Below are 16,090 nucleotides of genomic sequence, written 5' to 3'. Positions count from 1 at the left end.
GACGACCTCTAGCGTGACAGGCTAGCGTTCTAACCAACTGAACTACCGGGCCATACCCAGCTCGTTGCTCGCCGTGGCGGCTGCAACGTTGATTATTATAGCCAAACATGTGCCAACTGTCAAGGGTTTCTTCGAATTTTTTCAGATTTTTTTGAAGTTTTTTATTCTTTCGCTTTATAACGTCCTTTTATTCCGTGATTGCAAAAAGATTTCATCGGTGGTATCATGATAACAGTTTTAGGAGTGTTGACGACGGGAAGACCGCAGTTCCTCTTCACGCGGAACTCTGTGCAATTCGTTTCGGTTCTGCCATAGGCATAAAAGAACCGTCACAAACAAGATAACGCCGCTTTGTGTTCCAAATTGTAGCCATCCCACGGGGACGGCCAGCACAGCAATGCCCACCGTTGCCCATGCCGGCGAATCAGTCCCCAAAAGAACCACCATTCCGGCCAGTACACAGAGCAATCCGGTCACTGGCAAGTAGAAAAGGATCCATGTGCAAAGAACGGCCGGCACGCCCGCGCGAACGCCGCGGATCCACAACGGCCATAAGTGCCCCAGCATCGTACCCAAACCGGCATACAGAATTGCCGCGTGGGTAAGCTCCGGAGCCGCCAGTTGGTGACAAAACCAACAAGCAAAGACCGTTTTTAAGATATCGCCCGCAAGAATAGCCAATACCGCCGGTTTGCCCAATGTTTTTTGGATGTTTGCTGCCGTTAAGCATTCCAGCCCCAGTTGTTTGATTCCTGCCCCAGCCAGACACCGGGCTACCACTTCTGCGGCAAGAAAGTTTCCGAACAAATATCCGGCCAACAGGCAAATGCCTTCCAGTATCCACTCTCGCTCCACTGAACGCCCCCTCCTTCGCTGTTTTGAATCTATGAGGTGTATTGATATGGATCTTCAAACCTTGCAACAGGAATGCCTTGCCTGCCGTCGCTGCAGCTTGTGTGATTCTAGGACCCATGTAGTCTTTGGTCAAGGAGTCCCCAACGCAGAGGTTCTCTTTGTTGGCGAGGGCCCCGGTGCCAACGAAGACGCGCAAGGGCTCCCTTTTGTGGGACGCAGCGGGCAGTTGCTGGACCATTATTTGGAAGCAGTAGACCTTAGCCGAGATAAAAACGTTTACATTGCCAATATAGTAAAGTGCCGCCCGCCTCAAAATCGCGATCCGTTGCCGGAAGAATCCACGGCTTGTCTTCCTTGGCTTCGGCAACAGTTCCAGTTACTGCGTCCCAAGATCATTGTGTGCCTTGGCCGCATTGCCGCCCAACAACTGATTGACCCTGGCTTTTCGGTGAGCCGCGACCACGGAAAGTTTTTCGATAAACACGGCACCCTTTTTATGGCCACCTATCACCCAGCGGCCTTGCTGCGCTATCCTGCCAATAAGCCCGCTGTGTTTGGCGACTTTGTTGCTTTACGGGAAAAAATCCCACAGGTTTGTACACATACTTATTGATTGTTTCTTTCCATATCAAAGGAGTTGACCACCATGCCGCCGGAATCCTTCGCACTGACGTTGCCGATCCGACAGCTGGTGGAATTTTTATTGCGCAGCGGCAGCATCGACAATCGCTTTACCGGCTTTGACCGTGCCAACGAAGGCGCCAGACTCCACCGCAAGCTGCAACGCGCTGCCGTACACCAATTCCCCGATTACACCGCTGAAGTATCCCTTACCCAAAAGTATGGCTGCTGTGGCATTGATTATACCTTGGAAGGACGTGCCGACGGTATTTTCACCGATTCGGATGATATGGTAACGGTGGATGAAATCAAAACAACGCTCCTACCATCCGATCAAATTACAGGAGAACAATCGCCGGAACACTGGGCACAAGCCAAGGTCTATGCCGCCATTTACTGCGAGCAACATAACCTCTCCCAAATACGGGTACGCCTAACCTATTATCAGGTAGATGAAGAACGGTCGTATTATTTTGCGCAGGAGCATTCCCGCGAGGAATTGAATGCGTTTGTCCTTGATTTACTGACACAATACGCTCCTTGGGCCAAACGTGCCGCCCAATGGCAAAAAGACCGCTCTGCCAGCCTCGTCACATTAGCGTTTCCTTTTGAGCATTACCGCACGGGACAGCGTGCCATGATTAGCGCTGTTTATGAAACCTGCCAAGACGGTGGGCAACTGCTCTGTCAAGCCCCTACCGGTATTGGCAAAACCATGAGTGTACTGTTTCCCGCCCTGAAAGCAGTGCAGGACGGCGGTCCGATCTTCTATTTAACGGCGCGTGGCACTACGCGGTCCGCCGCCGAAAACGCCTTACACGCCCTACGCACACGCAATCCCTCTCTAATGGTCCGCAATATCACACTGACCGCCAAGGACAAAATTTGCTTACAAGAAGAACGAGAGTGCACGCCGGAAGCATGCCCCTACGCCAACGGCTATTACGACCGTATCAAAGAGGCCTTATGGCACGCGCTGGATAAAGTCGACCTTACAGCTGAAACATTGCAAACTCTCGCTCGCGAATACCGTGTCTGTCCCTTTGAATTAGGGCTGGACCTCAGTTTATGGTGCGACGTGGTAATTGGAGACTATAACTACCTGTTTGATCCCGTAGTGCGGCTGTCACGCTTTTTTGAAGGCCGCGGTGACTATCTTTTTTTGGTCGACGAAGCTCACAATCTGCCAGCTCGCGCTCGAGAAATGCACAGCGCTTCGTTATGCAAAAGCGCATTCTGGGACGCCAAAAAGAGTCTTGGGAAAGGGAAAAGCAGCCTAAAGCAGGCTTTGCAAAAAGTAAACAACTTGTTTGTGGAATGGCGCCATCGCTGTGAAGCCGTCGCTGGGGATCCCCGCTTTGGAAAAACGTTCTTCGAAAAGGAAGTCCCCGAAGCCTTCGACCACGCCTTACAGCGGCTTTGTGAGCCGTTACAGGACTGGCTGGAAGAACATCGGGAGCCTGACGATACCCACACAATCCTGCTGCAACTTTATTTTGACATTCGTGGTTGGCTTCGCGTTGCCGATACGTTTGACGAGCACTTTGTTTTGCAAGTTTCCTCTCAAGGCAGCGAGGTGCGAGCCACTCTGCTTTGTTTAGATCCCAGCGCCTTTTTAGCCGCAGACTTCGCTAAAGGCCGGTCTGCCATTCTTTTCAGCGCTACGCTGGCTCCTGCCGGCTATTACAAAGATTTATGCGGCATCCCTGACGCGCGCGCCGTAGCGCTGCGCAGTCCTTTTCCCCGCGAGAATTTAGGTCTATGGTGCGCCCGGCAAGTCAGTACCCGCTATAAAGACCGTACCGCCAGCATCGCTCAGGTTGCCGCTCTGATTGCCAGCATGGCACAGGCAAAGCCCGGAAACTATTTAGCCTTTTTTCCCAGTTATAGCTATTTACAGGATGTCTGGAACGAATTTTCTGCGCGATCCCCTGACCTCCCTACTCTGTGTCAAGAGAGCGCCATGGACGAAAAGCAGCGCGCCGCCTTTCTCGACCACTTTCTTCCCGAACGGCAAGACACGCTTGTGGGATTCGCCGTGTTGGGGGGTGTTTTCAGCGAAGGGGTAGATTTGGTGGGTGACCGCTTAATTGGTGTCGCAGTGGTGGGACCGGGGCTTCCTCAGGTAGGGCCCCGCCAAGAACAACTGCGCGCGCATTTTGAGGAGACTCGCGGTTCTGGATTTGACTATGCCTATCGGTTTCCCGGTATGAACAAAGTCCTGCAAGCAGCCGGACGGGTTATCCGAACCCCACAAGATAAAGGCGTGGTGCTTTTAATTGACGACCGCTTTGCCTCTCCCGACACCCGCCGTTTGATGCCACCTCATTGGGATCACCTGCGCATCGTGCAAAGCACAGAACAACTGGAGCAGGAATTGCACGCTTTCTGGCAAGTGTGACGCCTACTTTGTTCTAACAACACAGCCCTTGCAAAGAATCTTCTTTGCAAGGGCTGCGTTGTTTCGTATCAAGATTCAGGCTGTGCTTTATGCATCCGCAAAAGACTATACGGCATTAGCGGCGTCTCGCACGGGATTGTATAGGCCATCATGGGATGCGGCGTGGCATCTACGCGTTCCCCTGCCTCATTCTCAATCCAAGTAGGCGTTACAGTCACCACGTTGCCGTCGGGCTGTAACACTTCCAGCGTATCTCCTACCGAGAATTTTCCCCGCTGCGTGCAATGTGCCACTCCATCGGCCCACGAATCCACCGTGCCGATAAAGTCCCACTCTCGCACGTAGGTATGACTGGGCGTCTGCAAGGCTTGTTCCTTGCCAAAATAAAAACCGGGAGAATAATGGCGGTGGCTGGTACGGTTCAGCTCTTCGATCACATCGTCCGGCAGTTCGTAAGTATCGCTGTACGGATTCCGCAGATAGGCGTCCAGCGCCCGGCGATAAGCACTGGTTACCGACGCCACATAGTAGAAGGTCTTGGCCCGGCCTTCAATTTTCAAAGAGTCTACGCCCGCCTTACAGATCAAATCCAAAAACGGCGCCGTGCACAGATCGTTGGCATTTAGGATGTAACTTCCGTTTTCGCTTTCTCCAATTTCCATATACTGTCCGGGCCGGTGTTCTTCTAGCAAAGCATACTTCCAACGACACGGCTGGGCACACTCCCCCCGATTGCCGCTGCGTCCCGTCATGTAGCTGGACAAAAGGCAACGTCCTGACACACTCATGCACATCGCTCCGTGTACAAAGGCTTCCAGTTCCAAATCTCGCGGACAGTTGTCACGAATTTGGGCAATTTCCGTCAGGGGCAATTCTCGAGCCAACACCACACGCTTGGCCCCCAATTCGTAAGCCACCGCAGCGGCCTCATAGTTGGTGATTCCCGCCTGCGTGGAAACATGCCGCTCCACACCGGGCGCATACTTTTTAGCCAGTGCCAAAACGCCCAGATCCGCAATAATAAATGCATCTACCCCAGCCTGTGCTGCCTCTTCAATATACCGCGGTAGTTTTTTGAGTTCCTCATTGGTGGGCAGCGTGTTCAGCGTCAGGTATACCTTCTTCCCCCGTGCATGGGCAAAAATGCAGCCTTCCTGCAGTTCTTCCACCGTCAGATTTACCGGGGCTGCCCGCATACCAAACTCAGGCAATGCACAGTAAACAGCATCCGCACCATAAAGCACGGCATACTTTAGGGTTTCCAGACTCCCTGCCGGGGACAACAGCTCCGGTTGTTGCAACATAATGGAACTCCTCCTGTAAAAAAGCGCCCGGTCGCGCCGGGCGCTTCTCATAAATTGTGTTTGGTGCGGATTAGTAGGCCCAACCCGCTTTTTCTACGTTTTGCTGATGCTCGTCAGCCGTCTTGGCATAGAAATACTGTCCTGCCACATCGGTATCGGGGTGCCCTGTAACGAAGAAGAAGTATCCTTCGTCCAGATATTCTTGATCCGGATTGAGCGCTGCCTCAATAGCGGCATACCCCGGGCAGGAAATCGGCCCCGCCGGAAGCCCACTGACACGATAGGTATCGTACTGGTTCAGCACATCTTCCGGAATAGCACCACTTTCAGGCCAGCCATAGTATTCTGCCGTGGGAGAATTCCACAGATAGTTGTTCTCCACGTCCTGCGTGATATAGCTGCACGCATTGGACTGCAACAGATGCTCCGACCATTGCGGATCATCGGACTCCAACCGATTGTGGAAGCAGGCACTGACCTTAGCATCCTCGGACTCCAATCCTGCTTCTTCTTGAATAAAGCTGGCCAACTTCACAACATCGTCCAGTGTCGTGCCTTTTTCGTTGATGGTGTCCGTCAAGCCCTCCGTCTGCTTTTCAAATTCACTGTAAAGAATATCTACATAGTAGTAGACATCCTCATCCGCGTAAACATTGTAGGTTTCCGGGAAGAGATACCCTTCGCACTTCATCAGTCGGCCATTATCCGGGATCTGTGTCCAGAAGCTGTACTGGCTGAAATCTGAGCCATCGGTACCGTTGGCGCAGTTTAGGAAAGTATCTACGCTATCCACCAATCCGGCATCCACAAAAATTTGTGCAACGCCCACTGCCGTGGTTCCCTCAGGAATTGTCACATTGGTGGTCGGACGACGCACCTCAGTAGAGATTGTCTGGATGATAGTATTGTAATCCATCCCAGAGCGCAGCGTAAAGTCGCCGTATTGGATACCGCTCGCTTTGCCGCTGTACTTTACATATTCTTTGAACAGCCAATCATACTGGATAATGCCCGCCTCTTTAAGCTGGCCGGCAATCGTACTAACGGAAGAGCCCTGTTCAATGGAAACAGTTTGCTCTGCACCAAGACTACTGTCCCCATCGATCTCACTGTAGAACTGCATAACCTTCCAGCCGCCAAACGCCACCAGCGCCAAAACGATCAGCACGACCAGACAGCCCACCGGAAACCGACGTTTGGGGCGATCTTCTTTGCTCCGCTTTTTTTGTTTCTTCGCCTGTTTTTTCGCGTTTTCTGTGGGTTGCTTAGCCGGCTCCGGCACGGCGTCCCGAACAGGCTGCTTGGCCCGCGGTGCCGCAGGGGCAGGCTGCTGTGCCTGCGGAGCCCTGTTTTCCATCCCACCGTTATCATTTCGATTGATCCGCATGAGGAACCTCTCCTTAATTTGCGGCGGTGCGCCTCTATCCGCTGCCGCCCTATCCTAATGCTACCCCTTACAGCAGCATTCTAAAATACACATCCGTCACCGGGAATTCACCGCGCAAAAACGCAATCATCCCATATCCGCATCGTCTGCCGGCCCCTAGATACAATGTCTGGTTTTCCGCCAACAAAATTTGCGCTTGCTCTGCGCCCGTTTTTTCCCGTGCCGCCTGCAACAGCGTATCGGCGCAGTAGTCATTATCGGCCTGCAATTCCAAAAATTGCATCTGATCGCCTTTGGTATAGTATAACCCATATCCGCGGCGGCTAGATACCACCGTAAGTCCACGGCGATACAGCTGCGTCATCACTTCATTCATAGCCGTTTCCGGCAATGTAATGCATCCCGGCTGGTAACGCATCCGCATTTCCATCAGATGACGCACTGTAAGACTATCAAATTCTGCCTGCGCCAACAGATTTCGACGAATCGGCTTATTCAATACTCGAGTCGGCAAAAGATTTTTAAATCCCAGAGTTTCTAAGGATTGCGCCTCCCGGGTATTCTCCGGCGCAAGAACTGCAAAATCATATGCTTTAGCCCCAAAAGCCCGCAAACAGCCGCTCAGCAAACGCGGCAGCAAGGTTTCCATAGGTACGGTCTGCGTTGCCGCCGCACCACAGAACCAAATACCTTTGTGGTTGGCATACTGCACCGGGACAGCCGCCAACATGGCCACGGGCTTTTGCCCGTCCCCCTGTACAACAAAGATGTTGTCCATTCCCGCCACGTTTTGCAGCCAACCAGCAACTTGTGCACGGTCACCACCATAGCGCGCACAGCGCAGATCAATCAGCGCCTGCAAATCATCCGCGACCGCCATGCGCACCATAGGCATGTCCCCTTTCAGTACTCATCATTTTACAGGATACACTCCAATTTCGCAAGTATTTCGGCATTGATTGCCTCCACCGAACGGATAGAATTTACATCTTCCTCACAAGTACACTCGATGCGATGCCAGCCAAACTGCTTGGCACAATACTCTGCCGCCGCCCGGCTACGGGCAATATACTCCTTGTCTTTCTCTTGAATATCCTTCTTGCTTTCGTCGCCATGATACCGCTCTTCCAGCAGCTTCTGAGATACTTCCGGATTGACCGCCAAATAGAATACTGCGTCCGGCGCCGGAATCCCAATTTTTTTGTACTCAAAATCAAAGAGCCAGTTCAAGAAACCGTCCCAATGCATCGGCGGAAGTTTGGCGCATTGATGCACTGCATTGGAAGTCGTATATCGGTCGGAAAGCACCAGTCCACCGCTGCGGTAAAATTCTCCCCAGTCGGTTTTATAGCTGGCAAAACGGTCCACAGCATAAAAACTGGACGCCGCATAAGCATTCACATCATCCGGCTTATCACCGAATTGTCCGGAAAGGTACATCTTCACCAATGCGGAGGAATCGCTGGCATAATTAGGGAAGGTGATCTGGCGCAGATCCATACCGCGCTGCTGCAGCTTTTGTGCAGTCAATGCTGTTTGGGTCCCCTTTCCGGAGCCATCCAAACCTTCAAAAATGATCAGCTTACCCATGGCAGACCGCCTCCTTCTTGAGTTCGGCATATTTCTGGCGCACTTCCGCCTGCTGGCCGCAGCACATACGGCCCTCCGGACAAGGCCCAGTCAAACACCGCGGCCCCGCCGACGCAAAAATATGGGGCGCCAGCGGCAAGACCAGACGCAGCATCTCATCCGCCACCGCACGGATCTCCCACTGGGCACGATTACAGCACCGCAGATTAAAAAAGTTCTGCAGGCTGCGGCAGTTCATCGTCATAACCATTTTCGTTTCACAGGCGTTGGGAAGCACAAAACGCGCATCCTCGTTGGCCTGTTTCGATGCTTTGGCGCGAGCAGCCTTTTCCGGCAGCCCTTGTTCGATCAAACGCCGGGTATGTGCCTCTTCCAAAGACTGCACCAACTCCAGATATTTCTGTGCGTCAGCATTCATCGCCTCGACAAAGTGCGCCTTTGCCTCCGGAATTGCTTCAATTTCCGGCGGAATTACATAGCGAAAATCCTCCAGCCGCACATAGCGCTGACTTTGCACACTGAAACTTGCAATTCTATGCCGGGTAACCTGCGCCAAAAAAGTACGGGATACGCCTTCAATGCCGAAGGTAAAGCTGGCATGTTCGATGGGGCTGGCATGTCCAAGATCCGACAGTTTCTGCAAAAAATCCGCCGTCTTTTCCGGTGTCAGACCGTCCAATAATGTTTCGATGTGGGCATCCGAATAGCATAGCTTTGCTGCGGCTGCCACCGTCTTTTCCGGGTCATTGGTATGGGCAATGAGTTGAACCAGCATAGAAAGCGCCTCCCCTTTTTTCTTTTGCGTTTATTCCGAGATTTTTTTGAGCGGTGCGTAGTTGGCCATCGTCTTTTTTACACCAACCCGATCAAATTGAATTTCCACAATACAGTCTCCTGCAATGGGTGTTGCCTTGAGCACCTTGCCGCGGCCAAAGACTCGATGTTCCACCAAATCCCCTGCCGCATATTGTACACCTTGCTTTTTGGGGGCAGACTTTTGCATCCCTGCCAAGGTAGACGTTCCCGCGCCTGCCGGAGTTGTCGGTGCCCCACTGTGGTGATTGGTACGGCTGCCGTATCCTGCGCCAAAGCCCCCGCTCTGCACCGTATGACGCCCACCATCATAGTGCGGGCTATCGTGTCCACCGCTGGCAAAACCGCTGCTGTATCCGGCGCCGAAACCGCCCCGGGGACGAGCGTTGTACTCGCTGTTCAGATAACCACGGGAAGTACCGGAATAACCGCTGCGCCCGCCGGGCACATTGGTGCTGTAACTTCCATATCCCGCACCAAAACCACCGGCCGTATAAGCCAGTTCTGGACTTTGGGTCTCTTCCAGCAGTCCCGGATCAATCTCGCTGAGGAAGCAAGACGGCGGATTACGGCGCGTTTGACCAAAAATCAGCCGGCTGCGAGAAGTGGAAAGATACAATTCCTTTTTTGCACGGGTAATGGCCACATAGCACAGGCGGCGCTCTTCTTCCATGTCTTCCTCATTGTAGCGAGCCATATCGCCGGGGAAAATACCATCCTCCATGCCAACCACAAAGACATAGGGGAATTCCAACCCTTTGGCAGAGTGAATAGTCATCATCGTTACGCTGTCCGCGTCTTCATCGTAGCTATCCAAGTCGGAAATCAATGCCACTTCTTCGAGGAAGCCCGACAAGGTTGCATCCTCGCCGTTTTGGTCGGTGTATGTCTTGACCGAGCTGACAAGCTGGCCCAAGTTCTCAAGGCGCGCCTCGCCTTCTTCCTTCTGCGCCTTCAGCATAGCTTCGTACCCAGTCTTTTTAATGACCTCGCCTGCAAATTCGTCCAGCGGCATAGAAACGGACAGATCGCACAGTTCGCGGTACATCTCATAGAAGCGTTCCAGCGGTGCAGCTGCACGCATCAATTCAGGATAGTTGCGCACATCTGCAATAATCTGCAGCATCGGCACACCAGCCTTGGCGGCCAACTCTCCTACCTTTTCCACTGTGGAAGCGCCGATCTTGCGGGCCGGTTCATTAATAATCCGGCGCAACCGCACATCGTCCCGCGGATTTACAATCACTGCCAGATAGGAGTTGATGTCCTTCACCTCTTTACGGTCAAAGAAGCGCTGACCCCCCACGATCCGGTAAGGAATACCCGCACGAGCAAAATATGTTTCGATGGGGTTGGACTGGGCATTCATACGGTACAGAACTGCATGGTCCCGCAGATGGGCACCTTCCCGCAGATGTTCACCGATCACATCAGCAATATGGCTGGCCTCGTCCTGCTCACTGGCTGCGGTATAATGATGTACCTTATCTCCATCGCCGTTCTCAGTCCACAAAGTTTTGCCTTTACGGCCATTGTTATTTTTGATCACACTGTTGGCTGCGTTAAGGATATTGGAAGTAGAACGGTAGTTTTGCTCCAAACGGATGGTTTTAGCACCCGTAAAGACCTGCTCAAAGTTCAGGATATTTTCAATCGTAGCACCGCGGAATTTATAGATGGACTGGTCATCATCACCCACGACGCAAACGTTGTTGGTTCCCCCCGCCAGTAAGCGTACCAGATGGAACTGCGCCACGCTGGTGTCCTGATACTCGTCCACCACCACATACCGGAACTTATTCTGGTAATATTCTCGGGCCTCGGTGTCGTTCTGAAGAAGCCGTACCGTGTGGAAAATCAGATCATCAAAGTCCATGGCGCCAGCGGTCTTAAGGCGTCCGGCATAGGCCGTGTAGATCTTCGCAATCAGTGCCGCCTTGGTATCCCGAGGCGGCTCGGCTGCCACATCCTCTGCGGACATCAGCTTATCTTTAAAGGAGCTGATTTGCGCCACCGCCGATTTAATCGGCAGGAACTTATCATCGATCATCTTATCCTTATAGATCTGCTTGAGCACCCGCTGCTGATCATCCGTATCATAGATGGTAAAGCTCTTAGGAAATCCAATGCGTTCCGCATCCCGCCGCAAAATCCTTACACAGGCCGAGTGGAAGGTAGACGCATTCACATCCCCGCCCATCGTTTCCCCCAACATAGCACGCAGACGCTCTTTCAATTCTCCGGCCGCCTTGTTGGTAAAGGTAATCGCCAGCACGTTCCAAGGCCGAGCCGGACGTACTGCCAGATAGGCCGTTTCCCTTGGGAGATCCCTTCCCGATTGGACCGCCGTCCGCAGATCCTCCAGATCCTGCTGTGTCACGGCGCGGGGCAGTTCTTTGCTGCCATGGGCTGAACCGAAACGGATGATATTGGCAATACGGTTGACCAGTACGGTTGTTTTTCCGGAACCGGCTCCCGCCAAAATCAACAGCGGCCCTTCGGTGGTAAACACGGCCTGCCGCTGAACAGGGTTCAAACGGGTAAATTTACTTTCGATATATTGATCGCGCAGGGCGAGATATTCCTGAGTCAAATCGGACATGTCGTTTTCCCTTCTACAATGTTCGATGGTCTTGTGCCGCTCATTCAGCAGCAAATGGATCACGGATATTCTGTAAAGTCTTTTTCCATGCTTTTGGCGTAGCGTCCCGGAACCCAGCCGTCAGATAACGTCCTTCACTGAGGCTGATGGCGGTACCGCGTGCCACACAGTTAATGGGATCTGGCGCAATGGCCACATCTACATGCAGCTCACCAGCCAAATAACTGGCTAGACCGCGCAGCAACGAACCGCCGCCGGTCAGAAGTACACCATTGGACGAAACATCTGCCGCCAGTTCCGGCGGGGTGCTTTCCAAAACAGTCCGCGCTGCGGTCACAATGCGCGTAGCCAATTCCTGCACAGGCTCGTACAGGGCGCGGGTGTAGATGAGGCGTCGGGCCGGAAGGTTTGTCTCCCACGAATGGCCGCGCACTTCCATCACGCCTTCAAACTCACTTTTGGTACAGCAGGCCACCTGTTTTTTCAGCGCTTCCGCTGTCAGAGGCCCGATGGCGATCTGATACTTTTCCTGCACAAACTGAGCAATGCAGCGGTCAAAAGCGTTGCCTGCCACCGGAATACTGGCCGCACGTACCCGCCCGCCCATACTGATCACTGCTATGTCGGTGGACCCTCCACCAATATCCACAACCATGCAGCCTCGGGGCTGGCGAATCTGTAACCCGGCTCCCAGCGCCGCAGCCACCGGCTCGTCCACCAGATAGACCTGTCGAGCCCCTGCCGCCATAACGGATTCCACCACGGCATCGGCTTCAATCCCGGTAATGGCCGCCGGCACACAGACCGCAATACGCGGCTTCAAAAAGCGGGAGCGGCACACTTCATTGACGAACCGCACAATCAGTTCATTGGTCATGCGATGATCTTGAATCACCCCATCCCGCAAAGGACGTACCAAATCGATGTGTGCCGGAGCGCGGCCCACCATCCGCAGCGCCTCGTCCCCCACAGCCAGAATGCTGTTGGTACGGGTATCTACCGCGCCGATGGTCGGCTGACTGAATACCACCCCTTGCGTTTCGGTGGCAATGATAATCGAGGTGGTGCCAAGATCAATGCCAATATCCTGTTGCTTCATTTGCGTTTCTCCGTAGCGGGTTGTTTTTCCTTGGGCAGTTCTTCCGCCGCAGCAATGGCCGCCGCAGTCACGTCTACCGCCCCGGCTTTCAGCAATTCCAACGCACAGGCCGACACAGTGGCGCCTGTGGTAATCAAATCATCCACCAGCAGTACTCTCTTACCGCCCAAATCCACATCGGGACGGCAGCGATAGGCATTCTGCGCGTTTTGTATGCGTTCCAATCGTGTCAAGCTCTTTTGTGCGGCGGTTCCTTTCACAGTTTGCAGCGCTTCGACCACCGGTATCTGAAATAGTATACCCAACCTTCGCGCCAGTTGCAACGGCAACCCGGGGACACCTCGCCACGCTTGATGAGGTGGCACCGGTACAATGCACTGATAAACCGGCAGGTTTCGAAACAGTTGGTCTTCTGGACGCAGTCCCGGTCCCACCGCAGGAACCGCCCCCCAAATCCGCACAGCCATTCGGTCAGCCAGCTCCCGTGCATACCACGGATGCCCGCCCCGCTTACACAGCAAAATTGCTTCCCGGACAACGCCTTGATAATAATAGGCAGCCAATGCGCCCTGTAAAGCGTGGAAGGAGTGTTCGGTTTCGGGCAAGCGTGGCGGCTGATGAGAAAGACGTTCTTCTTCTTTACGGCATGCCGGACAGAAGACACCTTGCACAGCGTCCTCTCCCAGAACAGTATCGCAGAACGGGCAGCGCCGCGGATACAAAAGCGCTGTTGCTCGTTCCAGAAGATAGGCACGGTCCATCGTTATACCTTTGCCCGCTCTAGGGGCATATCTTCTTTGGTCAGTAAATACCGAAGCCCGCTATAACGCATATTTTGACGGACATTATGCACCATCGTTTGGATGGTACGATTGGTTCCCGCCAAAATACACAGCTTGCGGGCCCGGGTCACACCGGTATACAAAAGATTCCGATAGCACAGTTTTACCGGCACATCGGCTACCGGCACAATCACCGCGGGGAATTCCGAACCTTGGCTTTTATGAACTGTCACGGCATAGGCCGGTTCCAATTCACTGAGTTGATCGGCAGAATAGACATATTTACGGTCATCCATCATGACCGTAACCGAGCGGGACTCGTTGTCTACTGCGGTAATAATTCCCAAATCGCCATTGTAGGCTCCCACACCGGCTTCAGCACCAGCCCGCTCAAAGGTGATGTCATAATCGTTCTTGATTTGCATGACTTTATCCCCCAAGCGCAAAACCTTGGTTTCCTTTTCGCCGCCAATTTGCGGTTTGTCGGGTGCCGGTGGATTGAGGACCGCCTGCAGCCGCAGGTTCAGTTCCACGCTGCCTGTCGGCCCTTTTTTGGTAGGACATAGCACTTGAATGTCCCGCACTGGATCAAAGCCGTAAGCCTTCGGCAAACGCGTGCTGACCAAATCGCAGATTAACCGCTGGCAGGCCAATCCCATAGACTCGATCATGAAAAAATCATCATCTGCTGTGCCTTTGCCCTTTTGCGGCATCTGCCCCTGCACGATTCGGTGTGCATTCTGGATGATCAAACTTTGCTGTGCCTGCCGGAAAATATCGGTTAGGCAAACCGTGGGCACGACCTTAGCACGTACCACTTCCCCCAGAATATTGCCGGGTCCCACGCTGGGGAGCTGGTCGGCATCTCCCACCATGATGATGCGGCAATGGGAACGTGTGGCCGCCAGCAATGCCTGAAAGAGCTTGACGTCCACCATACTCATCTCATCCAAAATGATGACGTCATACTTTAGCAGGTTCTTTTCGTTGTGGATAAACCGAACCACGCCGGTGCTATAATCCACCTCCAGCAGGCGGTGAATGGTGGATGCACTGTGGTGTGTCAACTCGCTTAGGCGTTTGGCCGCACGCCCCGTCGGGGCACAAAGAGCCACCCGATCATACAAAGCCTCGTACAAGCTCAGAATCGCATTCACCGTAGTGGTTTTGCCGGTACCGGGACCACCGGTGAGCACCATCACCCGGCTGGACAGAGCCGTACGGATGGCCTCCTTTTGCATCGGCGCATAGGCAAATCCCTGTACAATCTCCAGCGCACGGATGTCACTTTCCAAGGTTTTTGGCGGCTCGGTAGGATAGCTGGACAACTCGCGCAATCTTGCCGCAATATCTTCCTCCGCCGAGAGCAAATCTGGCAAATAGATATCCTCCACTTCAGCAAAAGTACGAGCGCGCAATTCACCTTCGGTCAGCAGTTCTTGCAAGCCGGCCTCAATCTCTGCCGGTTCCACCAACAAAAACTTAGCGGTGGCTTGCAGCAGTTTTTCTTTCGGCAAGCAGGTGTGGCCGTTGCCCGCATTATGCCGCAGCGTATAGAGCAAACCCGCTGCCACCCGCAACCGGCTGCCGGCTTCAAACTGCAGATCCGCTGCAATGCCATCCACCTGACTAAATTTCATCTGCAACGGTTCCCCGCACAGCAGATACGGATTCTGTGTCAGCGCTTCCACCGTATGGGGACCGAAGGCCCGATACGCCGTCACCGCACTTTGCGCCGATAGGCCATACCGGGCAAACCATGCCACCACTTCCCGTACACCATACATACGGCGAAATTCGTTGGAAATAATGGCCGCTTTTTCCGGCGTGATGCCCTTGATCTCGCACAGTTTTTGTGGGGTTTCCCCAATTACCGTCAGCGTATCTTCCCCGAAACGCTGTACTATTTTTTTGGCGGTAGAAGGGCCAATATAGGGCAACACACCGCTGGACAGATAGCTCAGCAGCCCTGCCGTATCCTGCGGCAGGCTTGCCTCACAGGATTCCGCCCGGAATTGCTCCCCATAACTGGGGTGGTTGACCATATGGCCGTACACCGTAACGTTCATCCCATTATCGACGCTGCCCACATTGCCGGCCACCACAACGTCTTGGTCCCCAGCGTTTACCTCAAACACTGCATAACCGGTTTCGGCGTTTTCATAGATCATATGTTCCACTACGCCTTCCAGTTTCAGCAATGGCTGCGTGGTATTCTCCATGTTCCGCCTCCTTCGGCACACTTCCACAATATCGTTTTTTATTATACCCCAATCCCCTGTATTTGGCAAACCAAAAAAGCGCGGGGTTGCCCCCGCGCTTTTGTTGCATTTGATTATTCCAAACAGGTTCTATTTTGCCGATCAGGCCAACGCCGCTTTCAGCTCCTCTACACGATCGGTGTTTTCCCATTTGACGCCCAGATCTTCCCGGCCCATGTGACCGTAGGCAGCCAACTGACGATAGATGGGCTTGCGCAGGTCCAAATCGCGGATAATAGCCGCCGGGCGCAGGTCAAACACCTTCTCCACCGCTGCTTCGATCCGTTCATCTGCTACCGCACCGGTGCCGAAGGTGTCCACCATGATGGACACAGGCTCCGCCACGCCGATGACATATGCCAGCTGCACTTCGCA

The 16,090-nt window shown here is 53.5% G+C and carries 13 protein-coding genes; 2 read left to right on the top strand and 11 right to left on the bottom strand.

Annotation, left to right across the window (positions count from 1 at the left end; all coding sequences use genetic code 11):
- Nucleotides 1-237: 237 nt before the first annotated feature.
- Entirely contained in the window at nt 238-855 is a 618-nt protein-coding gene (locus Q0526_RS00320; RefSeq protein ID WP_298729731.1) for a glycerol-3-phosphate acyltransferase, read from the bottom strand.
- Nucleotides 856-901: 46 nt separating this feature from the next.
- Here Q0526_RS00320 and Q0526_RS00315 point away from each other — a divergent pair, with 46 nt between their 5' ends.
- Both Q0526_RS00315 and Q0526_RS00310 read left to right on the top strand, forming a co-directional pair.
- A complete protein-coding gene (locus tag Q0526_RS00315) occupies nt 902-1,468 on the top strand; it encodes a uracil-DNA glycosylase (protein WP_298729729.1) in 567 nt (188 codons plus the stop codon).
- 33 nt (nt 1,469-1,501) lie between these two features.
- Nucleotides 1,502-3,877, top strand: coding sequence for an ATP-dependent DNA helicase (locus Q0526_RS00310; protein WP_298729727.1), 2,376 nt, complete (start codon nt 1,502-1,504; stop codon nt 3,875-3,877).
- Between the two features lie 68 nt (nt 3,878-3,945).
- Here Q0526_RS00310 and Q0526_RS00305 read toward each other — a convergent pair whose 3' ends face one another.
- From Q0526_RS00305 to Q0526_RS00260, 10 genes are all read right to left on the bottom strand, one after another.
- Nucleotides 3,946-5,181, bottom strand: a complete 1,236-nt coding sequence (locus Q0526_RS00305) for a U32 family peptidase (RefSeq protein ID WP_298729725.1) — start codon at nt 5,179-5,181, stop codon at nt 3,946-3,948.
- Nucleotides 5,182-5,251: 70 nt separating this feature from the next.
- Complete coding sequence (mltG, locus tag Q0526_RS00300; protein ID WP_298729723.1) at nt 5,252-6,568, bottom strand: endolytic transglycosylase MltG; 1,317 nt, start codon at nt 6,566-6,568, stop codon at nt 5,252-5,254.
- A gap of 67 nt (nt 6,569-6,635) precedes the next feature.
- A complete protein-coding gene (locus Q0526_RS00295; protein ID WP_298729721.1) occupies nt 6,636-7,457 on the bottom strand; it encodes a hypothetical protein in 822 nt (273 codons plus the stop codon).
- A 29-nt stretch (nt 7,458-7,486) separates the two neighbouring features.
- Nucleotides 7,487-8,158, bottom strand: coding sequence for a thymidylate kinase (locus Q0526_RS00290; RefSeq protein ID WP_298729719.1), 672 nt, complete (start codon nt 8,156-8,158; stop codon nt 7,487-7,489).
- Nucleotides 8,151-8,933, bottom strand: coding sequence for an FAD-dependent thymidylate synthase (gene thyX / locus Q0526_RS00285; protein WP_298729717.1), 783 nt, complete (start codon nt 8,931-8,933; stop codon nt 8,151-8,153). The genes Q0526_RS00290 and thyX overlap by 8 nt, the downstream gene beginning before the upstream one ends.
- Nucleotides 8,934-8,963: 30 nt before the next feature.
- Nucleotides 8,964-11,573, bottom strand: a complete 2,610-nt coding sequence (locus tag Q0526_RS00280) for a UvrD-helicase domain-containing protein (protein ID WP_298729715.1) — start codon at nt 11,571-11,573, stop codon at nt 8,964-8,966.
- A gap of 40 nt (nt 11,574-11,613) precedes the next feature.
- Nucleotides 11,614-12,672, bottom strand: coding sequence for a rod shape-determining protein (locus Q0526_RS00275; protein WP_298729713.1), 1,059 nt, complete (start codon nt 12,670-12,672; stop codon nt 11,614-11,616).
- Complete coding sequence (locus Q0526_RS00270) at nt 12,669-13,433, bottom strand: phosphoribosyltransferase family protein (RefSeq protein WP_298729711.1); 765 nt, start codon at nt 13,431-13,433, stop codon at nt 12,669-12,671. Before Q0526_RS00270 ends, Q0526_RS00275 begins: the two co-directional genes overlap by 4 nt.
- 2 nt (nt 13,434-13,435) lie before the next feature.
- The gene (locus Q0526_RS00265; RefSeq protein WP_298729709.1) at nt 13,436-15,676 is read right to left on the bottom strand and encodes an ATP-dependent RecD-like DNA helicase; all 2,241 of its coding nucleotides are present in this window, start codon (nt 15,674-15,676) and stop codon (nt 13,436-13,438) included.
- 141 nt (nt 15,677-15,817) lie between these two features.
- The coding region (locus tag Q0526_RS00260; RefSeq protein ID WP_298729707.1) for a methionine adenosyltransferase domain-containing protein at nt 15,818-16,090 on the bottom strand (273 nt) is incomplete at its 5' end.

It is taken from the genome of uncultured Subdoligranulum sp. (assembly GCF_937890665.1).
The sequence above is the reverse complement of the archived record's forward strand: the minus strand, read 5'-3'. Positions and strand labels throughout refer to the sequence as shown.